Raw genomic sequence first — 24,174 nt, 5'->3', positions numbered from 1 at the left:
CCTTGAGTTCACGCAGCGCCGCATGGCGGCCGCCACCATCGGGCACACTGGGGGCGACGGCTACGTCGCTCTTCGTTGGTGTCACAACCCGAGGATGACGACGTAGCCGTCACCTCGTCAGGCATTTGCCCATGTGGGGGACTCGAACGCCTTCTTGGACGAGCCCAGAGGTTTTATCTCAAGCTCAGATCGTCAAGGCACTCGTCGACGCAAGTGATGCCCACGAGAGCTTCTGGAAGGTCATCCGCTTCCTCGAAAGCTGCGTCGGGCTGGACATCCCTGACAGCAGCCTGCGGCTGGTCGTCGGCGACGAAGCAGAGTTGGCTCGCCTCCTGGCCGACCAGGACCGCACAACACTCCTCGAAGCCGTCAGAGCCGCCGTCGGCGGCGCCCTCACGGAAGAGGACATCCGACTGATCAGCAACCGCAAAGCCCAACTCCAAAGGTTCGAACGGTTGTTGAACGACCCGGAGTTCTTCCAGCAGGAGCGCGCTCAGGTGGCCGGACCGGAAGCGGTCTGGCAGGGCTTCTTCGAAAAGAATTCCTGGATCTTCGGATACGGTCTCACCTTCGTTGCCTGTGGCCCCTACGACGACGGCAAGCTGGAGCGCATCACGACCGGCGCGAACATCTTCGCGGGGGCAGGAAAGCGCAGTGACGCCGTCATGCGTTCCAGGGGCTTCATCAGCAGCCTGCTGTTCTGCGAGATCAAGACCCATCTGACATCCCTGCTGGCCAGCGCACCGTACCGGGCGCCGGACGTCTATCAGGTCTCCAAGGAAGTCGTCGGCGCCGTGGCACAGGTACAGAAGACCGCCTACAAGGCCCAACAACTGGTCAGCGGTCAACTGCATAGGCAGTTCCGGGACGACGGTGCCCCGACCGGCATCGAGGTCTCCACCGTCCGCCCGCGACAGGTGCTCGTGATCGGAAGCCTCAACGAGTTCACCGACGGCGGCGCGGCGAACCCCGAGAAGATGACTTCCTTCGAGCAGTACAGGCGATCCATCCAGGATGTCGAAGTCATCACGTTCGACGAGCTCTACGAACGGGCCTGCTTCATCGTGCAGGACAGATGAAGCACGACCGAGCGGGAAACTCCCGAGCTGAGAGCAGCCAGTCCGAACATCCCGGCTGGCTGCTCCCCCTCGCCAGCCGTCAGCGAGCGTCTCGGGCGACCCGCCGGCCGACCGTTGACCTCGATCACGCGGGGACCGCTCGCCGTCAGCCGTAGCTCGACTGAAGCACCCCCAGCTCAGGCCCAGAGCCCGGACCGCGGCGGCCACGACCCCTTCAACAGGCCGCTCGACCTACTCGGCATCGCCTAATGGGACTTGCCGGGTCGTAGAGACTCGGTGCCGTAGCCGCCAGCAGGTGAGCACTTTCATCGCCTGAAGCACGTGACTTCTGAGGTCAGACCGTGCCCCTGCTGGTCGGCCGGGAGGCCAGACCGCTGATGGGGTGGCGTGCCCGCCGGGCAGTAGGGCGTGAGCTGTCCTCGTGGGCGGCGGGCTAGCCCCAACGGGATTCCGATGACCGGCCTTCACGCGAGGGGCAACATCCGCGACAGGAACAGGAAGCTGGGACCGCTGCCAGGCCCACGGTGCGTCCAACACGGCGGTCGCGCCGCTCTCGCCGACGTCGTCGGCCCCCGTCGCGGTGTTGATCGTACGGATGTGCGCAATCTCGTCGGCCACTGGCGCTGCAATGACGGCGCCGACGGCGCCGCGGAGCCGGTCGTACTCGGCGGTCTCCGGCTCACAGTTGCACCCGCTCCTGTGGCGCGGCTCAACCCCTCAACGCCGCGGAAGGCAGAGATCGAAAAGGCCGACGGCCAGCACGGCTCTCGCACCGCGGTGCGACGGACGTGTGTGCACGTCGGTCGTCTGTAATGCCAACGCTGCTGCTGACAAAATGAGTTGCCAGGACGAGTCGCGAGGAAAGGTCGACTTCGTGCAGGGTGACAGGCGGCAGATCCAGACGGCGGTCCTGGGCAGTGCGGACTCGGAGGAGCCGCTGCTGCTGCCCCTGGAGGCGTTCGAACTGGATGCCTTCCGCCGTCGGCACGAGCACGACACCTTCTGGTGCGGGCTGCTGCTCGGAGGCTGCGGCGGACGGCTCACCACCAAGCTGTATACCGACAGGGCCTGCCACTTCGCCCACCGCCCGGACCCCGACGGGCAACTCCACGAATGTCGGCGCCGATCGCGGGGCGTGGCCAGCGCCGACCATCTGTACGTGAAGGCGGCCGCCGCCGCATGGCTGCATGACCGGGGCGAGCGGGCCAGCTTCGACTTCAGCCGTCCCGGTGGTGTCCCGGTCGGCTCCGTCGTAGACATCCAGTTCAAGGACCGGGGGCTGCGCGTACACCTGGACCAGACCGTCGCTCCGGTGTGGGACGGCGAGCGGGAACCGGTGCTCGGGGTGTCGGTGCCAGTGGACCGGGACATTCTGATCAGCCGCTGGTACGTGCATCGCATCCGCCTCGACAGCGAGGGCACCGCCCGCCGGGTAACGATCGGCACGGAGGCGTTCGCGAGGCCCACCGAATGGTTCGGCCTGGACGAGTGCGAGATGACGGAACGCGGCCTCTCCACGCCGGCAGTCGAACGCATCGTCCAGTCCCACAGCACCCCAGGCCCGTCGAGGTGGTCGCCCGGCAAGCCGCGGAAAGTACCGGAGCCGGACGGCCGGGCGCAGGGAATGCTGCGCCGACTGCTGTACGCGCGCCGGATCGAATCCGTGGTCATCGTGACGCAGGTGTGCGGTGAGATCGCCGAACTGACCGGGGTAAGCGCAGAAGTCCAGGGCCAGTTGGAGGCCGCCGTGCGCCACGCGCACATATGGCTGGAGGAGCAGGACGAAGCCCGGCGCCAGCTGTTCGCCCGCCTGGAGCGAGCGGTGGCCTTCGGCAAGCCCGGCGACGTCCGCAGGCTGCTGATCCGCGTCAACGCTACGGCGTCGCATGGTCGAACGGCGGCTGAGGAGGCTGCTGCGGAGCGCGCGGCCACCTTCTACGCCAGCCTTGACCGGGGCGTACTGAAGGTGGCGGAGGCGGAGGCTGCCACTGAACGGGCCGTAGTGGAAGCCGTCGGCCGTGTCCGGAACCTGCTCAAAGCCCTGCGCGGGCACGACGCGTACACACGGGACGTCCAGTCCCAGGTGGAGGCTCTCATCCGGGCCGCGGACAAGGCAGGGGATCGCCTCTCTGCGGACCAGACACGACGTGCTGCCGTCTGGCGTCAGCGCGCGGCGGACGGCCTACAGCCGTCGCTGCACAACACGGTGGCGCGCCGGTACTGGACGGGGAGGAACTGTCCGCGCTGCGGCGCGGACCAGGGAAAGTCCTGCCTCCTGGTCGACGACAGCGACGCCGGCAAGGCACGTACGTTCCCCCACCCGGAACGGCTGCAGCCCATCGTGGACGCACGGAAGGCCAAACAGAAGGCAATCCCACGGCCGTGGCGGGTGTACGACGTCACTTGCCCGGACTGCGGCAGAGGCTACAACGCGCCCTGTGCAAGCCCGGCCGGGCCGCACCGCAAACGAGTCGAACTGGCCAAGGAGAACACGCGACTCCGAAAGCCCCCACCGAAGAGGTGACAGGACGACCGCACCATGCATCCGCGGAAGACGCAGCTTGAGCCAGAGGTGCACGGGGGGCCGCCCGAAGGGGGGCGGGCGGCCCTGGCTCGGTGGGCTGGTCGAGTTGCTGCTGGTGGCACTGCTGCCCGGCCGTGCTCAGGCCTATTCGGTCTCGACGAGTTGTCCCGAGGGGGTTGACCCGGCATTGAAAGAGGTCGAAGGGGCCGCCCCGTTCGGACAGAGTTGTGGGGTGGGCGGTGAGCTGCAAGACCTGTTGGCGGGGCGCCAGCCCGTCCCGTACTGCATCCGCCTTACTCCGGCGGGGTTGGTCTCCCATTTCGGCCAGATGTTGGACCAGGGTCCCGAGTGTCTCCCGGTCCCGGTTGGTCGTGGTCAAGGAGCCGGGCGCCTCGTGCAGGACGGTGCGGACGGTCTGGGCGCTCGGCTAGGTGGCCGGATTTGCGTCGGCGGCGCTGGTCCGCGGTCGCACCAGGGTGTTCTCCAGTAGGTCGGCTGTCCACGGCTCGCTACTGTCGAGCGAAGGATCAAGCCTGAAACGGGAGACCCTGCAGAGAAGAAAACACTGGCCAAGAACCCGTGAAGCTCGCCTTGCGGTGTTCCGATGGATCACTCGGTACAACACGAGAAGGAGGCACTCCGCCCTCGGTCAGATCAGCCCGATCGCCTTCGAACGGCGATCAGTTACGCTGGCCGCTGCCGCATAGCAAACGGTGTCCACGCTTCAGTGGAAGCCCCCGTCGGCCAGGACCCCACGGCGGTGCTCAGCCGCTCTGCTTCTTCAAAGTCCTGGTGGGCTGAGGAAGTGTCCATGGCGGACCGTCTGGCTCTACTTCCCGTCTCCTGTGGGTGTTGGGACGGCTCGCGCCGAGAGCCTGTGGCGGTGCAGCGCGGCCACGTGATGCAGGCCGCCGGGCAACTGCTCGGCGCCCAGGGCCTGCCGCTGCTCAGGGATTGCCACCGTCGTCGGCAGTCGACTCGCCGACGTTCGTCTGTTCAGCTGGTTCATCGGTGCCGTGCGCCGGGTCGGCCGCTCGGTCGGCTTGTGCGGGAGGGGCTGTTCGTGCGACGCGGTCGATGATGATCTTTCGGTAGGTGTCGGCGAGCCGTACCAGGGGGTGCTGCATGACCTCGTCCGCGGGCGGACCGCTCGGTTCGCCGGTCTTCGTGGCGTTGAACTGCTCAATGAGTGTTGCCAGTTTGCCGAGGGCTTCGATGTGCTGCAATGCGTCGGCGGCTCGCCGCAGGATCAGGGTCTCGGCGTCCGTGAGGTGTTCCCCGGAGGCATTGAGCCAGGCCTCCTCGTTGCCGTCGGGAGCGCTCGCCGCGGCATCGTCAGTGAACGCGGCGAGGATCACCTGGTGCACGACGCTGAGGCGTGCGGGAATTGACTGGCCGGGCCAGGTGTCCGCCGACACCTCGGGGATGCCGGCCAGGGTCTTGGCCAAGGCGGCGGCCCTTGGCGGTGGCCAGCCTTCGGGCCAGGCGGCACGGGCCTGCCACAGTTGCAGGATGGCGGTCCTGGCCTCCTCCGCCCGTGCGGGAGCGCCGACGTCGCCGGCGCGGGCGGCATCGTCGGCGGCCTGCATAAGCCGGGCGGTGTGATGGCTGAGCCAGCGGATGAGCGTGTTGTTGGTGCGTTCTTCACCGAGTTCCGCGAGGATCCGCTCGCCGAGGTCGGCGAGCGGATCAGTGCACTGTTGCCCGGCCGTCTGCGTGGATGAGGTAGAGCCAGCTTCGGCGGTCGTCGGGTCGGGCAGCTGTTCTGTTGCGGCGTCGTCCAATTTGGACCTCCACGATGAAGCTGTATCCAGTGGTCGAGAGGTACTTCAGGAGCGCGTCGCGGGTCACGTGGACGCGTGATCCGTTGGTTGTCCTGCCTGCGCGGCTGTCGTCAGGGTCGCCGTCCGACCACTGCGTCCACTGGGCGAGAACGGTCTGGTCTGCTGCGAGGAGCCGGACGCCGTCCTGGTCCGGGTGTGCGTGGGTCTGCCGTCGGAAGGCGTGTCCGGGCAAAGGGCCTTCGGCGCGCAGCTCCTGTGCGTAGGGGTCGTGCTCGTCGAGGTTCTCGGGTCGTGAGGCGGGGTCGCGCAGCCAGCCGCGAAGCTCGAAGAGCCCGTGGTCGACCTCGTGCGCGGTTTCGTCCTCGTCGGGGAGTTTCCAGTCCCAGGGCTCCGTCGCTGCGGCCAGGGCTCGTTGGAGGTCCTCTGCGCGGTCAGGGCGCACGAGTGCCGAGGCGACGTAGACGTTCTCGGAGCCGCCTGCCCACGTGGTGTTCATGGAGGCGGCGACGAGCACGGACGGGGGCAGGTCGTCGTGCACCAGGCCGAAGATCTCCTCGCTGTCCGTGAGCTGGGGGGCGGCCCAGGCGCTGTCGTCCGGGCCGGAACCGAGGAACACGTAGGGCTGTGCGGGCGCGGGCTCGCTGAGGTCGGCCAGCCATGGTCCATCGGGCAGCACGTGCCGAGCCAGCCACTCGTCCCAGGGATTCTCGTTCTCGGTCCATTTCTCGATCAGCAGGGGATGGCGCTCGTCGACGAGTTCGCCGGCCGCGGCCAGCATGGAGTGGTACTCCAAGTAGAGCCGCAGACTCTCCTCCGGTGGGATGGAGCCGTGGCGGTGGCCCATGCGGGCCGAGACCCGCTCGCTGCGGAGTTCACGCGTGTCGGTCCACCAGTCCTTCTCGCTCAGGCCCCACTTGTCCAGGATCCAGGTCTCGGCCTTGCGTGCGATCCTGTCGGCGGGGAGGTTAAAGGCCATTGCGAGCGGCCGGAACCAGTAGGGGACGGTGTCGATCGCATCGAAGCGGTAGCGGCCGTCGGCATCGCTGAGGCCGCCGCTGTGCTCGTGATTGAGGGTCCGGTCGATGCTGCAGCGATCGGGGCTGTTCACGGCCTCGAGCTGGTCACGGGAAGGGTCGTCAGGAGCCGCCAGGGCAAGGGCGGTACGTCGCGCGAGTTCGCGGATCTGCGCGTGCGGTAGGTCGGCGCTGGTGGCGTGCCGGACGAAGGCCGCGAGGTGCTCTCGCATCAGCGCAGGCTTGTCACGGGCGACCCGGTGCAGGGCGGTGAGCAGACCCGTGACAGCCGAGAGCCGGTAGAAGTGCAGGGCCGGTGCCCGGTAGGGGGCGGCATCGGCGCGGTCCAAGCAGGCGACAAGGGCCGCGGCCAGCGGCCGTGCCGTGGCGTGGTCTTGGTGGCTGAGCAGTTCCCTCGTCGCGTGCGCAGCCCGCCACCGGATCTCACGCCGGGGATGGCCGAAGGCGCTCCACAGCAGTGCGGGCAGCGGACTGTCGTCCCTCTCGCCCGGCTCGTGATGTGCCGGGGTGATGGCAGGGTACGGGGATAGAAGGCCGGTGAGGGCGTCAGCTGCGGCAGCGGGTTCGCACAGGCGACCGAGCACGACGGCGACGGTCTGCCAGCCGAAGGCGGTCAGGCGCGTCTGCGCACGCGGCAGTGCGCGCATGATCGCGCTGCGGATCGTGGCGTCGTCGCCGAGGCTGCGCAACTGCCCTGCCAGGCGTGGGGGATCGTACGTCCAGACCAGGTCAGGCAGATGCTCTGCGAGGAGGGCGGTCACAGTGGTCGTGGCCCACGTTTCGACGCCCGGCCATGTCCGCCACTGCTCGACGAGGCCGGCCAGGGCCTCGATCACGGCCGGCGCGTTGGTGGAGGCCAGGGGCACGGCTGCGTCGAGGGCAGACAAGCGCTCGGTCATCGGCGCGGCTTCAACGACACGGGTGAGGTGCTGCACCAGCGCGTCACCGTACGGCGCAGCTGTTCCCATGGCTTCGATATCCGGGGCGAGCGTGCGCCAACTGGCCTCGGACACCGACGCCGCGGGCGCCCCCTCGCCGGGGAAGGCCTCGGTGTCCCCGATCCGGGTGGCCGAGACCCCCTCTGATTCATCGGCTCGGCCCTGCGGAGTCAGAGCGATGACCGGTTCGAGTTCTGGTTGGACGGCCGCAGCCTGGTCGAGGGACCGAGCCGCACTGAGCAGCTGCGAAGCGAGCCGGGTTTGTGATCGGACGGGGACTCGGAGCCGCAGCCAGGTGGCGGCGCGGACCAAAGCTGTCCGCGCGGTCGCACGGCGACTCGCCGACCCTGCGGAGGCGAGATGCCGTGCCACGGTGATCTGGAAGGCGAGGCGCCGAGCGTCGTCGTCGATCAAGTGGTCGAGGGCGAGTGCTTGCCCGCCAGGCAGCGCTCCCGCGGCGACAGCCCCTTCGAGTGCGGCCGGCAAGGCCCGTGCGAGTGCGATGCGGTCCTCGTCGTCCCAGCGGCTCGCCGTGGCCAGACCCAGGCAGCAGTCGAGGCCGGCCGTGGTCTTCAGCACCTCCTCGTACGGGATGACACCGGCGTCGGTGACGTGCGGGGTGACGGCTTCCACGGCCGCGACCAGACGTGAGGCTGTTAGGGCGCGGTCCGGCGCGGACAGGTCGGCGCGCTGCGCCAGGTCGGCGTAGACGCTGAGCAGCCGGGCAGACTCGTCGTTGATGCCGGCGGCCGCGTCGACGGCCTGGTCGAACAGGTTTCGGCCGAGGTCCGCGTGCAGGGTGCCCGCGATAGCAGCGCTCCGGGCCAGAAGCTCCAGGCGCTCCGCGGCGTCATACCCGTCGTCGCGCGCGGCCTGGGCTGCCTTGAGGCACAGGTCGGCTGCCGTGTTCGGATGGGCTCCGCGCTCGGCCAGCATGTCCGCCAGGTCCAGCCACAGGGTGGGTGCCCCATCGCGCAGCAGCCCGGGGGCCGCGTCTGCCAAGTGGTCGATGATGCCCGCGGGGGCACCCGTCTCGATGGCGGCGTAGGCCACCATTGTCGCCCAGGCGCGGAACTCTCGGTCATAGGTGAACCAGCGGTATGTGGTGAGTTTGGTGCGCGTCTGCAGACCAGCCGTGCAAAACGCCTCCACCTCACCGGCTTGGGCCTGGCCCAGGACGGCCCGAACGTGGAGTAGGTCAGCGGTGATCAGCGGGTCGACCCGCTTCACCCAGCCTTCGCGTTCGCCGGTGTGCGGGTCGTAGTTGTGGCCGGTGCCCTGAGCGGGTGGTTGCAGGGAGGCGGGGAGCAGTTGTTCGGCGTCCGTCTGGGTGTCGCTCAGGGCGGCAGACGCGGCGTGGCTGTAGAGGGTGATCGTTGCCGGGCCCGACGGTGAGTTGAACGCCCACTGGAATGCGGGGAGTTCACCTGCCCAATGCTCGGCCAGGGCCAGCGCGGATTGACGGTCACCGAAGCGCAGGGCGACATCGAGGAGCTTCCGGTGCCATGGCGGGTGAGGCTCAGTGGCCGGCACACGGGTGAGGGCGGCCGTGACCTCGTCCACCCATTTCGTGGGAGGCGGAGACGCCGCGCTGCCGAGATGGGCCAGCACCGGCGCCTGGGCATACGCAGGCACGCGGTGCTGGGTCAGGGCGTTGTATGCCTCCTGGGCGTCCAGTTCCCCGGCGAGCCTGGCCGCGAGACGTTCCGTCACCTCCGTGACGAAGGAGGCTGGCCGCCACAGCCGCAGCATGCGGATCGCGGCCTGCATGCCATCGAGCCGGTAGCGTGCCTCCGCGGCGGCCGCTACGTCGTCGGCGTCGACCTTCCAGGATCTTCCTTCCTTGTCCTGGGAATCCATCCAGCGCCGCACCCAGGCACCGGCCTTGTCCAGGGCGTTCCTCGTCTCGGCCTCCCGCTGCGGGTCACGTGACAGCACGCCCGCGAGCCGCATCCACACCGGGCCCAGCCACTGGGTATCGCCGTGCCGGGGGGCGTAGGCCTGTAGCAGGTCCACGTCGGCATACTGGGCCACCAGATCCATGTGGGAGTCGACCAGCTCCGACAGGCTTTTGGAGCGCGATGCGGTGTCGCATCCCCGCGCGGCAAGCCGGACCGCGTCTGACGCCGATCCGGTCTCGGCAACCGCCAGCGCGGCCAGGCGCAACCGCTCCATCTGGACCTGTTCGCGGCGGAATCCATCGGCGATCCCGGCCGGGGAGTCCTCGGTCAGGACCAGGCCGACCAGTTCCGTCAGCCGCTTCGCCAGGTAGAGATGGGTGGCGATATGCGCCGCGGCGTCCGCGCTGGTCGCACGCTGCTCAAGGAACAGGTCGGCCAGGCGGCCGTGCGCCTCGACGACCGCCTCGTCGTCCACGCGGCCGCGGACGAACGTCTCGAAGTCCTCGTCTCGGAACTGGATCCGCTCCCCGACGAGCCTGATGCCGGGAGCCAGTCCCTTCGCGAACGCGGTCACCTTTTCGATGGGCACATCCAGCGCGGTCGCCAGGGTGGCCATGCTGACCGGGCGGGCCAACGCCAGCAGAAACGCGAGCCACCTCTCTCCGCCCGCATCCGAGCCGCCGGCCTGCAGCCCCGACGCGAGCAGCACCTCAAACATCTGCTGAGGAGTCCGCTCGCTCTTCTCCAGCAGCGTCGCCATGTCCCATGCTTCGGTGCGGGCCTGCTCCAGGGTGTAGTTCTGCGCCCTGGGATTGCCGCCGCTACGACCGTGGAAGTCCAGGCACTCCTCGTCGACGGCGCCGGGCTGGTAGCGGCGCAGATGCGCGGCCGACGTCTCGGCCCTGAACGGCGGCAGCAGCACCTGCGCGGCGCCGTCGGCCCCGAGTGAAGGGACGCGGTGGGATCGCGCGGACAGGACCACGGACACACGTCCAGGCAGCGACAGCCGGACCAGGTCCGTAAGGAAGCTCCGCTCGTCGCGCTCCCTGGCTGCGACCGCGCTGTTGTCCGCCGCGTCCACCGCCAAGACCAGCACCGCGCCGTCGGGAAGAGTCGTGACGGCCTGCTCGAGTGTGCGGCTCAGCCTGCGCCACAGTTCCCCTTCGTCGGCCGGGGCCTGCACCAGCAAAGGGGTGCCGCAACGCTGCGCCACCTCGTTCACGACCTGGGTGACGAACCGTCTGGGGGTGTGCCGTTCCTCCCCCGCGCTGAGGTACTCGCCCGCCCCGTAGCAGTCGAACAGCACCACCTGCGAGCCGTCCGGAAGGTGGTCCCCGATCTGCCTCATCGCCGTGGTCTTCCCGACGCCTGCGTCACCGTGCGCGACGGTCAGCCTGCCGATGTCGGCCGTGACCGCCGCGGCGATGGCCTCGGCGCCCACCGTCGGCAGCGGGTTCTGGAGCGGCTCCAGGCGTGACGGCGCCGGATAGAGGTCGAGCAGATCGGCGACACCCAGCGTCGCCAGCACATCCTGGGCGGTGACGCCGCCCCGGCTCGAACCCGGCAACGCCTGCTGACGGACCAGGTCGAAGAGCCGGTTCGCCGAGTCCAGGCCGTGCCCGGGCGTCAGCACGCTCGCTCCCGACTTCACCGCCCGCGCGAGCCCGGTCCGGTCCATCGTCCCGGTCGTCGACAGGTCCAGGAGCTGCAGGAAGCGGCAGAACTCAGCGCTCTTCAGACGCTGCCCGATGGTGTCGGCCAGCGTGCCGATCACTGCGCCCTGGTCGGGCGGAAGGGCGGCCTTCAAAGCCGCCCTGGTCGGGGCGGTCTGCCCGGCCGTCCACTGCGCCGCTGCTCGCACGCTCTCCAGCAGCAGGGGATCTCCGGGACAGTTGCTCACCAGCGCAATCCGGGCCTTGCCCAGTGCCTGGTCACCACGGTCGTCCCGAAGACGCGTGTACGCGGCCACGAGATCAGCGATCACCGACCGTTCCGAGTCCGGCTTCCCCTCCGCCTTCTTGACCCGCTTCTGGCACAGGCGGGCAGCCGTCCACGCAGTCCCCGCGTGCCGGGTGCTGTACTTCAACTGCGACAGCACAATCCGGTCCGCGCTCGCTACGTCACGCCCTCCGAAATACTCCGCGACATCGACCGTCTCGTAGTGCTCGTCCGGGTCGTCGACAACAGCAAGGCCCTCGACCGTGACAAGCCCAAGCTCCGTGCCAGGGGAAACGAGCTCAAGAGCCCGCCCAGCCGTCCACCAGAAGTGGAAATCATCCCCAGCATTGGATTCGGTCGCGCCCACCCGCACTCCTCCCGCACCACCGACGACACGCCACAACCTACTCCGGTCAGACCGCAACCCGGACGCAACAAGAGCAGCCGAAGCTGACACGGATCAGCCATGACCGGGAGCGCACGGCGGACGCCGGGCACAACAGCGGCGAGAAGCAGAGGTGGGGTCCGCTCACCACCACCGCGACCTGAGAGAGGAGCTGCGTCACTGGCAGCAGACCGCCCCGGACTCGCAGGGTCAGATCGACGCCGCGTGCGTCCTCATGTCCCCCCGGGTCGTAGATGCGGTCCGCAGCTGCCTGGGCCGTCTCGACGGCACTGTTATGGCTCTGCTGTTCACCATGTCCGGGATCACCGAGCAATCGGACGAAGCGATCGTCGGGGACCGCAGGAATGGACTTCTCCTCGTTTTCGAGGAGATCGACATCCTCAGGGCTCTGAGAGACGCGCAAGAGTTGCGTGTACTGCTTCGCCCGCAAGACGCACAGCTACCTGGACCTCGACACGGGACTCGGCTTCGACACCCAGATCGTGGTGAAGGTCAACGCCCCGGAGCTGTTGCGCGCCCACCTCGGTTCGCGCCGCTGGCACGGCGAGCACATCGCGATGGGCACCAACGTCGACTGCTACCAGCGCGCCGAGGGCCGCTACCGGCTGATGCCGGGCATCATCTCGGCCCTGCGCGACCACGCGAACCCGTTCTCCATCCTCACCAAGGGCACCCTGATCCTGCGCGACCTCGACCTGCTCAAGCAGGCGTCGGAGGTCACCGACGTCGGTATCTCCGTCTCCGTCGGCTTCGTCGACCAGGAGCTGTGGCGCACCGTCGAACCGGGCACCCCGGCACCGGAGCGCCGTCTGGACGTGGTGCGCACCCTGAGCGAGCACGGCATCGACTGCGGTGTGCTGATGGCCCCGGTGATCCCCTTCCTCGGCGACGACCCGGCCCAACTGCGCACCACCGTACGGGCGATCGCCGCCGCCGGGGCCACCTCGGTGACCCCGCTGGTACTGCATCTGCGCCCGGGCGCCCGCGAGTGGTTCATGGCCTGGCTGGAGCACCGGCACCCCTGGCTCGTACGCCGTTACGAGCGGTTGTACGCGGAGGGCGCGTACGCCCCGAAGTGGTACCAGCGCCGGATCACCCGTCAGGTGCACGAACTGGCACGGGAGTACGGCATCGGGCCCACGCCCGCGGGGCTGCCGCGCAGGATCCGGCGACCCGAGCCCCCGACGCCCGTCCCCACGCCGACCGGGCCCGCCCTGGCCGAGCAGGCCATGACCGGGCCGACCCAACTCTCCCTCCTGTGACCGCGTCGCCGGGCATCCGAGGGCTTCCCGCTACCCAATCGGGTCAAGTGGCGCCAGAACATGCCCTTCCGGGCTGTCCTTTCCGGGACCATGCGGCGAGGACCTGACAGCCGTGGTCCACCCCCTCCGTCCTGGGAGGACTGAGATGAGAAAAGGCGCAGCCGTGCTGTGCGGTGCCGCCGTCATGATGGCCGGGATGCTCACCGCGGTCCCGGCCGACGCGAGCCCGCCACGCGCCGCGGACACCGTGCAAGCGGCCGAACCCACTTGGAAGAACTGCGCCACCGCCACGCATCCGACGCTCCAGTGCGCGTCCGTGACGGTGCCGCTCGACTACGCCAACCCGCGCGGACGACAGATCACGGTGGCGCTGTCGCGCGTCCCGCACACCGCGAAGACATCTCAGGGGCCGCTGCTGGTCAACCCGGGCGGTCCCGGCGGCAGCGGTCTGAAGCTCGCCGCCTTCGTCGCGTCCGCACTGCCCAAGGCGGTGGCGGCGCAGTACGACGTCATCGGCTTCGACCCGCGGGGGGTGGGAAAGAGCGAGCCGGCCCTGAACTGCCGCCCCGGCCACTTCGACCCGGTGCGCCCGGACTCGGTGCCCAGCACCCCTGCGCTGGAGTCGGCCAACCTCGACCGCGCCGCCGGCTTCGCCCGGGACTGTGCCCTGAAGTACGCGGGCGTGCTGCCCTACATCAACACGGTCAGCGCCGCCCAAGACCTGGACACGATCCGGCAGGCGCTCGGGGCCGAGAAGGTGAGCTACTTCGGCTACTCCTACGGCACCTACCTGGGCGCCGTCTACGCGAAGCTCTTCCCGCAGCGGGTGCGCCATCTGGTGCTCGACTCCATCGTCGACCCCACGGGCGTCTGGTACGACGACAACATCCAGCAGGACTACGCGTTCAACGACCGTCATCTGGCGTTCCTGGCGTGGGTCGCCCGGCACGACAGCACCTACCGGCTGGGCACCGATCCGGCCGTGGTCGAGGCCAAGTGGTACGCGATGCGGGCGGCGCTGGCCAAGAGTCCCGCCCAGAACACGGTGGGCGCCTCCGAGCTGGAGGACACCTACATGCCGGGCGGCTACTACAACGGCTACTGGCCGCGTCTGGCCACCGCGTTCGCGGCCTATGCGAACGACGGGAACCCCGGGCCGCTGGTCGACGCCTACCGGACTCTGGGCGAGGTCGGCGCCTCGGGCGACAACGGCTACAGCATCTACGCCGCGGTGCAGTGCCGTGACACCTCCTGGCCGCGCGGCTGGGAGCAGTGGCGCAAGGACACCTGGGCGGTGTACGACAAGGCGCCGTTCATGGCCTGGAACAACACCTGGTACAACGCGCCGTGCGCCTTCTGGCCGACGGCCGCGCTGCGGCCGGTGAACGTGGCCAACGACGCGCTGCCGCCGACGCTGCTGTTCCAGGCGACCGACGACGCCGCCACCCCCTACCACGGCGGAGTGACGGTCCATCATCTGCTGCGCGGCTCCAGCCTGGTGGTGGAGCAGGGCGGCGGCAACCACGGCATCTCGCTGAGCGGGAACTCCTGCCTCGACCGGTACCTCGCGGCGTATCTCACCGACGGCACGGTGCCGCGTGGCGGTGGCGGGATCGACGCGGTGTGCCCCACGTTGCCCGATCCGGAGCCGACGGCGGCCAAGGGGGCCGGCGCCTCCGAACGGGGTTCGACGCTGCACGGCCTGCTCGGCTTCCGCGGCTGAGCGGTCCGTCCGGCCCGTCGGGGGCGTTGTCACACCCGTGGTCCACCATGGACCCATGAGTGAGCTGACCAGGATCCCCGCCCCCGACGGGGTCGCCCCCGCCGCCGCGTACACGCATGTCGTCATGGGCACCGGACGCTTCGTCGCGGTCTCCGGCCAGCTCGCGCTGGACGAGCACGGAGGGCTCGTCGGCGAGGGCGATCCGGCGGCACAGGCCCATCAGGTCTTCGCGAATCTGAGCCGCTGCCTGGCCGCCGCCGGGGCCTCGTTCGACGACGTGATCAAACTGACCTACTTCGTCACGGACATGGCGTACCTGCCGGCGATCCGTGTGGCCCGCGCCCATCACATACCCGACGACCGTCTGCCCGCCTCGTCGGCGGTGCAGGTGGCGGCGCTGGTGGGCCCCGAGTTCCTCATGGAGATCGAGGCGTTCGCGGTGCTGCCGGAATAACCCGTGGCCCGGCGCGGCCACGCCCGTCTACGGTCCCGCCATGGACGGCCGACTGCGAATCCGCGACATGACGTCCGCCGACTGCCGACGCGTGAGCGAGATCCGTGTCGGCGGCTGGCGGAGCGCCTATCGGGGGCTGCTCCCCCAGTCGTATCTCGACGCCCTCGACGTGGACGCCGACACCGAGCGGCGCCGCGCCCGTCTCGCGGAGGGCGACGGCCGGGTGGTGAACCTGGTCGCCGAGGAGGAGGGCGAGACGGTCGGCTGGGCCGCGCACGGACCGTACCGGGAGGGCGAAGTCCGCACCGCGGACGCCGAGTTGTACGCGCTCTACGTGGCCCCCGGCCTGCTCGGGGGCGGCATCGGCCGGGCCCTGCTCACGGAGGCGGTCCACCGGAGCGCCGCGGCCGGCCACCCGCGGATGTGTCTGTGGGTGCTCAAGGACAACGCCCGCGCACGGCACTTCTACGAGCGGGCCGGATTCCGGGCCGACGGCACCGCGGAGGCGTTCGAGGCGCACGGGGTGGCCGTACCCGAGGTGCGGTACGCGGCGCCACTGCCGTTGCCGGTCTGACGGCCGCACGGCCGCACTGCCGCTGCCCGGCTGAGGTTCAGCGCCGCGCGGGGATGCGGGCGAGTGCGTGCACCGCGGCCTGGGCGAGCGCCGGATGGGCGAGGGCCTCGTTCAGCACGGATCCGGCCCGGGCGTCGCCCAGCTCGCCGAGTCCCTCGACACACGCGAGCGCCACCTTCCGGTACGGGTCGTGCGGCCGCAGTCTGCGCCGCAGGGTGGTGATCAGCGCGGGCACGGACTCGGGGGCGCGCAGTTCGACGAGCAGGCGTACGGGGTGGAGCGCGTAGGCGACACGGAGTTCGTTGGTGGCGAGGGCCGCCGCCGCGCGGGCGGTGCGTGGGTCGCCGAGCCGGGCCAGGGCGTGGGCGGCCGACGCGCACCGCGGGGGATCGCGGTGGTTGAGCAGGAGGACCAGCGTCTCGAACGCCCTGCGGTCCCCGGCGACCGCCAGCCGGAAGGCCGCCAGCTCCCGGGCCCACAGCGGCTGTCCGGGCTCGGTCAATACGGCGGCCAGCGCGTCGAGGCCGTCCGTGGCGACGAGCCGCCCGTACCCGGGCGAGGAGCCGGCCTCGGCCCGTACACGCTCCGTGAGTGATCGCAACGCTTCGTCCATGAAGCCGAGCGTAGGGGCGGCGGACGTACCTGAGGACCCACATCACAAAGTCGAGGGGTGGCGCGCTCGTTACCCGCGGGTTAAGCTCAATCGAGCGAGTTACCCACTCGCGGCTTGTGGTGGTTTGGTGACGCAACCACCGCAGGAGGCACCTCCCACGCCGTCAGGGCCGGGGAGGCGCCGGTCGGTTCGGTACATCGCGTACCGCAGTACGACCCGGCTCCGGGACAGGGCCGGTCGGATCACCGTTCCCGGACGTGTGCGCGTCCGCGGACACAGCCGGGCGTGTGCGCTTCTCGGCCCGGCAGACACCGCGCTCTCCGCACTGTGTGCGCCCCTTGGCGTATCCAGCCGCGCTCCCTCAGTCGTCACCTCATTCCTGGAGTCCCGCGATGGCCACTCCCCTGTCCGACACCCCTCTGTCCCCGCTCAAGACCATTGCCGTGATCGGTCTCGGCACCATGGGCACCGGCATCGCCGAGGTGCTGACCCGGACCGGCCGCGAGGTCGTCGGCGTCGACATCAGCGAGGCCGCGGCCACGAAGGCCGTCGGCGCCCTGGCCGCCGCCACCGCCCGCGCCGTGAGCCGCGGCCGGCTGACCGAGCCGGAGCGCGAGGACGCCCTCGCCCGCTTCCGCACCTTCACCGACCTGAGCGCGGCGGCGGACGCCGACCTGGTCATCGAGGTGGTCCCGGAGTCGTACGAGATCAAGCAGCAGGTCTTCCGCGCTCTCGACGGCATCGTGCGCCCGGACGCCATCCTCGCCACCGGCACCAACGCCCTCTCCGTCACCCGGCTCGCGGCCGACACGGCCCACCCCGAGCGGGTCCTCGGACTGCACTTCTTCAACCCGGCGCCGGCCATGAAGCTGGTGGAGGTCGTCTCCTCCGTGCTGACCGCGCCCGCCGCCGTCACCGCGGTCACGGACCTCGCCCTCGACCTGGGCAAGGAGCCGGTCGCGGTCGGCGACCGGCCCGGATTCGTCGCCGACGGGCTGCTGTTCGGCTACCTCAACCAGGCCGCCGCGATGTACGAGGCCCGGTACGCCTCCCGCGAGGACATCGACGCCGCGATGCGGCTGGGCTGCGGCCTGCCCATGGGCCCGCTCGCCCTGCTCGACCTGATCGGCGTCGACACCGCCCGCACGGTGCTGGAGGCCATGTACGCGGCCTCCCACGACCGGCTGCACGCGCCCGCGCCGATCCTCAAGCAGCTCAGCGAGGCGGGCCTGACCGGCCGCAAGTCGGGGCGCGGCTTCTACACCTACGAGGCGCCCGGCAGCCCGACCGTCGTGCGCGACGCGCAGACGCCCCTGAAGGACGCCGGCCAGGCTTCGGGCCGTCTGGTCCGCTCGGTCGGTGTCGCCGGCTCCGGCACCATGGCGTCCGGGATCGTCGAGGTCTTCGCCAAGGCCGGGTACGAGGTGGTCCTCGCCGCCCGCACCGAGGAGAAGGCGCGGGCCGCGAAGGCCCGGATCGGCAAGTCGCTGGCGCGCTCGGTCGACAAGGGCCGGATGACGGCCGAGGCGGCCGCGCAGACGCTCGACCTGATCCGGCCGACGGGCTCCTACGACGACTTCGCCGACGTCGACCTGGCCCTGGAGGCGATCGCCGAGGACCTGGAGGTCAAGCGGCAGTTGTTCGCCACGTTCGACAAGGTCTGCAAGCCCGGCGCGATCCTCGCGACCACCACCTCCTCGCTGCCCGTCGTCGCCTGCGCCCGCGCCACCTCGCGCCCGCAGGACGTGATCGGCATGCACTTCTTCAACCCGGCGCCGGCCATGAAGCTGGTCGAGGTGGTCCGTACGGTGCTGACCGCGGACGATGTGCACGCGACGGTCCGCGAGCTGTGCGCGACGGTCAAGAAGCACCCGGTGGACTGCGGCGACCGCGCCGGATTCATCGTGAACGCGCTGCTGTTCCCGTACCTCAACAACGCGGTGAAGATGGTGCAGGAGCACTATGCGTCCCTCGACGACATCGACGCGGCGATGAAGCTGGGCGGCGGCTACCCGATGGGGCCGTTCGAACTGCTCGACGTGGTCGGTCTCGATGTCTCGCTCGCCATCGAGAAGGTTCTGCACCGCGAGTTCCGCGACCCGGGTCTGGCGCCGGCGCCGCTCCTGGAGCACCTGGTGGCCGCGGGCTGCCTCGGCCGCAAGACCGGCCGCGGCTTCCGCGAATATGCCAAGCGCTGACGGGCCCGGCGACTGGTTCGAAGGCGGCGCCGACTGGGGCGGACTGCTCGATCCCCAGGCCGACCCCCCGCCCGCGCGGGGCGGGGGGAACCCGGGGCATGCGCGCCATCCTGGGCACATGCAGTACGTTCGGGTCATGCCCCAGCCCGCCAGGTCCTCACGTACACCAGCTACGCCCGACGCACCGGAGAGTGCCGCAGGCAGCCGCGCCGCCGCCCAGCGGCTCAAGATGCGCCGAGAACTGGCGGCCGCGGCGATGGAGCTGTTCGCCGCGAAAGGGTACGAAGCGACCACCGTCGACGAGATCGCGGCGGCCGCCGGGGTCGCCCGGCGCACCTTCTTCCGCCACTTCCGCTCCAAGGAAGAGGCCATCTTCCCCGACCACGACGACACCCTGGTCCGCGCGGAGGCGGTGCTCAACGCCGCGCCCGCGCACGAGCACCCGCTGGACACCGTGTGCCGGGGCATCAAGGAAGTCATGAAGATGTACGCGGCCCAGCCGGAGATCTCCGTCCAGCGCTACAAGCTGACCCGCGAGGTGCCGACCCTGCGGGAGGCGGAGATCGCCTCGGTGGCCCGCTACGAGCGCCTGTTCACCCGCTATCTGCTGGGCCACTTCGACGAGCACGCGCACGACGACGACGCGAACGACGATCCGCTGCTGGCGGAGGTCGCCGCGTCGGCGGTCGTCACCGCCCACAACCACGTCCTGCGGCGCTGGCTGCGGGCCGGCGGCCAGGGGGACGTCGAGGCCCAGCTCGACCATGCCTTCGCGATCGTGCGCAGGACGTTCGGCACCGGGATCGGGGCCGGCCGGGGGTCCGCGCCCCGGACCGCTCCGGCCGCCGTGACCGCGCAGGGCGAGGTGCTGGTGGCGGTGGCCAGGACCGACGCGCCGCTCGACGAGGTCATGCGGACCATCGAGCAGGCGCTCAAGGAGCACTCCTAGCCGTTCGTCAGCCCCTCCCCAGCCGGACGCACCACGGACCGGTGGCGGCACCTGATGCCGCCACCGGTCCGTTCCTTTTGCCCGCCCTGCCCATACTCGTCGGTAACTTTGATCGATCATCGCTCATTTGTTACGTAAAGATTTCATCTGAGATCGATATCTGGCACCCAGTGCCTTGCGGGGTGACACGCCGTGCCATACGTTGGTGTTGTCCGGGCGGCCGGCGTGCAGAGACCTTTCGTACGCCGGCTGTCCCCGCAAGCCTCTCCCAGGCGAGTGCGCCCGGACGCCTGCGTCACAGGCACCCTCTCGCGCCACAAAGCGCTGCCACCGCACCACTGCGCCGAACCGACGGCACCCCTCACACCAGCAGCAGCACCGACGTAACCCTCAGCGTCGCCCCTCAAGACGCTCTTTCGCCGGAGGCAATACCGTGAAGGACATCCTGGACGCGATTCAGTCGGGGACGGCCACGTCCGCCGACTTCGCCGCTCTGCCGCTCCCCGAGTCGTACCGCGCGGTCACCGTGCACAAGGACGAGACGGAGATGTTCGCCGGGCTCAGCACCCGCGACAAGGATCCCCGCAAGTCGCTGCACATCGACGATGTCCCGCTGCCCGAGCTGGGACCGGGCGAGGCCCTCGTGGCCGTGATGGCCTCCTCGGTCAACTACAACTCGGTGTGGACCTCGATCTTCGAGCCGCTGCCGACCTTCGGTTTCCTGGAGCGCTACGGCAAGCTCTCCGAACTCACCCGGCGCCACGACCTGCCGTACCACATCATCGGGTCCGACCTCGCGGGCGTGGTCCTGCGCACCGGCCCCGGCGTGAACGCCTGGAATCCGGGCGACGAGGTCGTCGCGCACTGCCTGTCGGTCGAACTGGAGTCCTCCGACGGCCACAACGACACGATGCTCGACCCGGAGCAGCGGATCTGGGGCTTCGAGACCAACTTCGGCGGCCTCGCGGAGGTCGCGCTGGTGAAGTCCAACCAGCTCATGCCCAAGCCCGGCCACCTCAGCTGGGAGGAGGCCGCCGCGCCCGGCCTGGTCAACTCCACCGCCTACCGGCAACTGGTCTCCCGCAACGGCGCCCAGATGAAGCAGGGCGACAACGTGCTGATCTGGGGCGCGAGCGGCGGTCTCGGCTCGTACGCGACCCAGTTCGCGCTCGCGGGCGGCGCCAACCCGGTCTGTGTCGTCTCCTCGCCGGCCAAGGCGGAGATCTGCCGCTCGATGGGCGCCGAGGCGATCATCGACCGCAACGCCGAGGACTACCGGTTCTGGAAGGACGAGCACACCCAGGACCCGAAGGAGTGGAAGCGCTTCGGCAAGCGCATCCGCGAGCTGACCGGCGGCGAGGACGTCGACATCGTGTTCGAGCACCCGGGCCGCGAGACCTTCGGTGCCTCGGTGTACGTCACGCGCAAGGGCGGCACGATCGTCACCTGCGCCTCGACCTCGGGCTACAACCACGAGTACGACAACCGCTACCTGTGGATGTCGCTGAAGAAGATCATCGGCTCCCACTTCGCCAACTACCGCGAGGCCTGGGAGGCCAACCGGCTCGTCGCGAAGGGCAAGATCCACCCGACGCTCTCCAGGGTCTACCCGCTCCAGGAGACCGGCCAGGCCGCCTACGACGTGCACCGCAACCTCCACCAGGGCAAGGTCGGCGTCCTGTGCCTCGCCCCCGAGGAGGGCCTGGGCGTGCGCGACGAGGAACTGCGCGCCCGGCACATCGACGCCATCAACCGCTTCCGGAACATCTGAGGGCGACGGAGGTAACAGATGACCGAGCGTCAGCCCTCCGAGTCCCGGAGGCAGAAGGACCGGCCGTGGCTCATGCGCACGTATGCCGGTCACTCCACGGCCGAGGCGTCCAACGAGCTGTACCGGCGCAACCTCGCCAAGGGCCAGACCGGCCTGTCGGTGGCATTCGACCTGCCGACACAGACCGGCTACGACGCCGACCACGTCCTCGCCCGCGGCGAGGTCGGCCGGGTCGGGGTCCCGGTCGCGCATCTCGGTGACATGCGCCGGCTGTTCCAGGACATACCCCTGGAGCAGATGAACACCTCGATGACCATCAACGCCACGGCCATGTGGCTGCTGGCGCTCTACCAGGTCGTCGCGGAGGAGCAGGGGGCGGACATCACCCAGCTCCAGGGCACGACCCAGAACGACATCGTCAAGGAGTACCTGTCGCGCGGTACGCATGTCTTCCCGCCCGGGCCCTCGCTCCGGCTGACGACGGACATGATCGCGTACACGGTCTCCCACATCCCCAAGTGGAACCCGATCAACATCTGCAGCTACCACCTGCAGGAGGCGGGCGCCACGCCGGTGCAGGAGATCGCGTACGCGATGTCCACGGCGATCGCCGTCCTCGACGCGGTGCGCGACGGCGGCCAGGTGCCGCAGGAGCGCATGGGCGATGTCGTCGGCCGTATCTCCTTCTTCGTGAACGCGGGCGTCCGCTTCGTCGAGGAGATGTGCAAGATGCGGGCGTTCGGGCGGATCTGGGACACGATCACGCGTGAGCGGTACGGCATCGAGGATCCCAAGCACCGTCGCTTCCGCTACGGCGTCCAGGTCAACTCCCTGGGGCTGACGGAGGCGCAGCCGGAGAACAACGTCCAGCGGATCGTGCTGGAGATGCTGGCCGTGACCCTCTCCAAGGACGCACGCGCGCGTGCCGTGCAGCTCCCGGCCTGGAACGAGGCGCTGGGCCTGCCCCGGCCCTGGGACCAGCAGTGGTCGCTGCGCATCCAGCAGGTGCTCGCGCACGAGAGCGATCTGCTGGAGTACGACGACATCTTCGAGGGCTCCAAGGTCATCGAGGCCACGGTGAACGGGCTGGTCGAGGAGTCCCTCGCCGAGATCGAGCGGATCCAGGAGATGGGCGGCGCCATGGCCGCCGTCGAGTCGGGCTACCTCAAGTCGCGGCTCGTGGCGTCCCACGCCGAGCGCCGGGCCCGGATCGAGTCCGGCCAGGAGAAGATCATCGGCGTCAACATCTTCGAGACCACCGAGCCGAACCCGCTCACGGCCGACCTGGACACCGCGATCCAGACGGTCGACCCGGCGGTCGAGGCCCGCGTCGTCGCCTCGCTGCGGACGTGGCGGGACACCCGCTACCAGCCGCCGTTCAACCACCCGCGCCCCTGCAAGGCGCTGGAGCGGCTGAAGGAGGCGGCCCAGGGCACCGAGAACCTCATGGAGGCCACCCTGGACTGCGCCCGCGCCGGTGTCACGACCGGTGAGTGGGCCGGGGCCCTGCGCGAGGTGTTCGGCGAGTTCCGCGCGCCGACCGGCGTGTCGTCGGCGCCGGTCGCGGTGGCCGCCGAGGAGGGGACCGCGCTCGCCCAGGTGCGCCGCAGGGTGGAGGCGACGGCCCGGGACCTCGGTGTCGGCAAGCTCCGCTTCCTGGTGGGCAAGCCGGGCCTGGACGGGCACTCCAACGGCGCCGAGCAGATCGCCGTGCGGGCCCGCGACGCCGGGTTCGAGGTGGTCTACCAGGGCATCCGGCTGACGCCCGAACAGATCGTGGACGCCGCCCTCGCGGAGGACGTGCACGCGGTCGGGCTGTCGATCCTCTCCGGCTCGCACACCCAACTGGTGCCGGACGTGCTGGAGCGGCTCCGGGAGGCCGGCGCGGCCGACATCCCGGTCATCGCCGGCGGGATCATCCCGAACGCCGACGCCGAACAGCTCAGGGCCGCCGGAGTGGCCGCGGTCTTCACCCCGAAGGACTTCGACATCACCGGGATCATCGGCCGTATCGTCGACGAGATCCGCACAGCCAACAAGCTCGACCCCCTGGAGGTCCCCGCATGACAGTCAACCGTCTGCGTCCCCGCCGCTCCTGTCTGGCGGTCCCGGGAAGCAACCCCCGCTTCCTGGAGAAGGCGCAGGGCCTCCCCGCCGACCAGGTCTTCCTGGACCTGGAGGACGCGTGCGCGCCGCTCGCGAAGCCCGGGGCGCGGCACACCATCGTCAAGTTCCTCAACGAGGGCGACTGGACGGGCAAGACACGGGTCGTGCGGGTGAACGACTGGACGACCGAGTGGACGTACCGCGACGTCGTCACGGTGGTCGAGGGCGCGGGCCCGAACCTCGACTGCATCATGCTGCCGAAGGTGCAGAACGCCCAGCAGGTCGTCGCGCTCGACCTGCTGCTGACCCAGATCGAGAAGACGATGGGCTTCGAGGTCGGCCGCATCGGCATCGAGGCGCAGATCGAGAACGCGCAGGGCCTCAACAACGTCAACGAGATCGCGCAGGCCTCCCCGCGCATCGAGACGATCATCTTCGGCCCGGCCGACTTCATGGCGTCGATCAACATGAAGTCGCTGGTCGTGGGCGAGCAGCCGCCCGGCTACCCGGCGGACGCCTACCACTACATCCTGATGAAGATCCTGATGGCCGCCCGCGCCAACAACCTCCAGGCGATCGACGGCCCCTACCTGCAGATCCGCAACGTGGACGGCTTCCGCGAGGTCGCCGGCCGCGCCGCCGCGCTCGGCTTCGACGGCAAGTGGGTGCTCCACCCGGGTCAGGTGGACGCCGCCAACGAGGTGTTCTCGCCCTCTCAGGAGGATTACGACCACGCCGAGCTGATCCTGGACGCGTACGACTACTACACGTCCGAGGCCGGCGGCAAGAAGGGCTCCGCGATGCTCGGCGACGAGATGATCGACGAGGCGAGCCGCAAGATGGCGCTGGTCATCGCGGGCAAGGGCCGGGCGGCCGGCCTGCGGCGCGCCAGCGCGTTCGAGACCCCGGAGGCGTGAGGG

General features: G+C 69.8%; 13 protein-coding genes and 2 pseudogenes. 12 read left to right on the top strand and 3 right to left on the bottom strand.

The window, feature by feature from the left end:
* Positions 1 to 131 precede the first annotated feature (131 nt).
* From ACWD5Q_RS30150 to ACWD5Q_RS30140, 3 genes and pseudogenes are all read left to right on the top strand, one after another.
* The gene (locus ACWD5Q_RS30150) at positions 132 to 1,079 is read left to right on the top strand and encodes a Shedu immune nuclease family protein (protein WP_451430230.1); all 948 of its coding nucleotides are present in this window, start codon (positions 132 to 134) and stop codon (positions 1,077 to 1,079) included.
* A gap of 874 nt (positions 1,080 to 1,953) precedes the next feature.
* Positions 1,954 to 3,603 carry a zinc finger domain-containing protein gene (locus ACWD5Q_RS30145; RefSeq protein WP_451430229.1) on the top strand — a complete coding sequence of 550 codons (1,650 nt, stop codon included), beginning with the start codon at positions 1,954 to 1,956 and terminating at the stop codon, positions 3,601 to 3,603.
* 434 nt (positions 3,604 to 4,037) lie between these two features.
* Positions 4,038 to 4,310: pseudogene (locus ACWD5Q_RS30140) on the top strand (integrase core domain-containing protein); the annotation flags it as partial.
* 240 nt (positions 4,311 to 4,550) lie between these two features.
* Here the strand turns inward: ACWD5Q_RS30140 and ACWD5Q_RS30135 are convergent.
* Together ACWD5Q_RS30135 and ACWD5Q_RS30130 are read right to left on the bottom strand one after the other, a co-directional pair.
* Positions 4,551 to 5,387 carry a hypothetical protein gene (locus tag ACWD5Q_RS30135; protein ID WP_451430228.1) on the bottom strand — a complete coding sequence of 279 codons (837 nt, stop codon included), beginning with the start codon at positions 5,385 to 5,387 and terminating at the stop codon, positions 4,551 to 4,553.
* Positions 5,293 to 11,565, bottom strand: coding sequence for an AAA family ATPase (locus tag ACWD5Q_RS30130; RefSeq protein WP_451430227.1), 6,273 nt, complete (start codon positions 11,563 to 11,565; stop codon positions 5,293 to 5,295). Before ACWD5Q_RS30130 ends, ACWD5Q_RS30135 begins: the two co-directional genes overlap by 95 nt.
* A 369-nt stretch (positions 11,566 to 11,934) precedes the next feature.
* Between ACWD5Q_RS30130 and ACWD5Q_RS30125 the strand changes: the two are divergent.
* From ACWD5Q_RS30125 to ACWD5Q_RS30110, 4 genes and pseudogenes are all read left to right on the top strand, one after another.
* Positions 11,935 to 12,866: pseudogene (locus tag ACWD5Q_RS30125) on the top strand (radical SAM protein); the annotation flags it as partial.
* Between the two features lie 145 nt (positions 12,867 to 13,011).
* On the top strand, positions 13,012 to 14,589 hold the full coding sequence (locus ACWD5Q_RS30120) for an alpha/beta hydrolase (protein ID WP_451430226.1): 1,578 nt from the start codon (positions 13,012 to 13,014) through the stop codon (positions 14,587 to 14,589).
* 55 nt (positions 14,590 to 14,644) lie between these two features.
* The gene (locus ACWD5Q_RS30115) at positions 14,645 to 15,043 is read left to right on the top strand and encodes a RidA family protein (RefSeq protein ID WP_451430225.1); all 399 of its coding nucleotides are present in this window, start codon (positions 14,645 to 14,647) and stop codon (positions 15,041 to 15,043) included.
* Positions 15,044 to 15,083: 40 nt separating this feature from the next.
* Positions 15,084 to 15,617: an N-acetyltransferase family protein gene (locus ACWD5Q_RS30110; RefSeq protein WP_451430224.1), complete on the top strand. Its 534-nt coding sequence runs from the start codon at positions 15,084 to 15,086 to the stop codon at positions 15,615 to 15,617.
* Positions 15,618 to 15,654: 37 nt separating this feature from the next.
* Here ACWD5Q_RS30110 and ACWD5Q_RS30105 read toward each other — a convergent pair whose 3' ends face one another.
* Positions 15,655 to 16,230: an adenylosuccinate lyase gene (locus ACWD5Q_RS30105; RefSeq protein ID WP_451430223.1), complete on the bottom strand. Its 576-nt coding sequence runs from the start codon at positions 16,228 to 16,230 to the stop codon at positions 15,655 to 15,657.
* 392 nt (positions 16,231 to 16,622) lie between these two features.
* On the opposite strand from ACWD5Q_RS30105, the gene ACWD5Q_RS30100 reads away from it, so the two are divergent.
* From ACWD5Q_RS30100 to ACWD5Q_RS30080, 5 genes are all read left to right on the top strand, one after another.
* Positions 16,623 to 18,428, top strand: coding sequence for a 3-hydroxyacyl-CoA dehydrogenase family protein (locus tag ACWD5Q_RS30100; RefSeq protein WP_451430222.1), 1,806 nt, complete (start codon positions 16,623 to 16,625; stop codon positions 18,426 to 18,428).
* 136 nt (positions 18,429 to 18,564) lie between these two features.
* A complete protein-coding gene (locus ACWD5Q_RS30095; protein ID WP_451430221.1) occupies positions 18,565 to 19,377 on the top strand; it encodes a TetR family transcriptional regulator in 813 nt (270 codons plus the stop codon).
* Positions 19,378 to 19,810: 433 nt separating this feature from the next.
* Positions 19,811 to 21,148 (top strand): crotonyl-CoA carboxylase/reductase, encoded by a 1,338-nt coding sequence (gene ccrA / locus ACWD5Q_RS30090; protein ID WP_451430220.1) that lies wholly within the window; start codon positions 19,811 to 19,813, stop codon positions 21,146 to 21,148.
* Positions 21,149 to 21,166: 18 nt separating this feature from the next.
* Positions 21,167 to 23,215, top strand: a complete 2,049-nt coding sequence (locus tag ACWD5Q_RS30085; RefSeq protein ID WP_451430219.1) for a protein meaA — start codon at positions 21,167 to 21,169, stop codon at positions 23,213 to 23,215.
* Positions 23,212 to 24,171, top strand: coding sequence for an HpcH/HpaI aldolase/citrate lyase family protein (locus ACWD5Q_RS30080; RefSeq protein WP_451430218.1), 960 nt, complete (start codon positions 23,212 to 23,214; stop codon positions 24,169 to 24,171). The genes ACWD5Q_RS30085 and ACWD5Q_RS30080 overlap by 4 nt, the downstream gene beginning before the upstream one ends.
* Positions 24,172 to 24,174: the final 3 nt, after the last annotated feature.

The organism is Streptomyces sp. NPDC002513, assembly GCF_053595355.1.
This window is presented reverse-complemented; position numbering and strand designations above follow the sequence as displayed.

Bases quoted from the DNA above. Each gene is read 5' to 3' on its own strand.
- ACWD5Q_RS30150 (WP_451430230.1), top strand. From the start codon at position 132: ATGTGGGGGACTCGAACGCCTTCTTGGACGAGCCCAGAGGTTTTATCT.
- ACWD5Q_RS30120 (WP_451430226.1), top strand. From the start codon at position 13,012: ATGAGAAAAGGCGCAGCCGTGCTGTGCGGTGCCGCCGTCATGATGGCC.
- ACWD5Q_RS30115 (WP_451430225.1), top strand. From the start codon at position 14,645: ATGAGTGAGCTGACCAGGATCCCCGCCCCCGACGGGGTCGCCCCCGCC.
- ACWD5Q_RS30110 (WP_451430224.1), top strand. From the start codon at position 15,084: ATGGACGGCCGACTGCGAATCCGCGACATGACGTCCGCCGACTGCCGA.
- ACWD5Q_RS30105 (WP_451430223.1), bottom strand. From the start codon at position 16,230: ATGGACGAAGCGTTGCGATCACTCACGGAGCGTGTACGGGCCGAGGCC.
- ACWD5Q_RS30100 (WP_451430222.1), top strand. From the start codon at position 16,623: ATGGCCACTCCCCTGTCCGACACCCCTCTGTCCCCGCTCAAGACCATT.
- ACWD5Q_RS30095 (WP_451430221.1), top strand. From the start codon at position 18,565: ATGCCCCAGCCCGCCAGGTCCTCACGTACACCAGCTACGCCCGACGCA.
- ACWD5Q_RS30085 (WP_451430219.1), top strand. From the start codon at position 21,167: ATGACCGAGCGTCAGCCCTCCGAGTCCCGGAGGCAGAAGGACCGGCCG.
- ACWD5Q_RS30080 (WP_451430218.1), top strand. From the start codon at position 23,212: ATGACAGTCAACCGTCTGCGTCCCCGCCGCTCCTGTCTGGCGGTCCCG.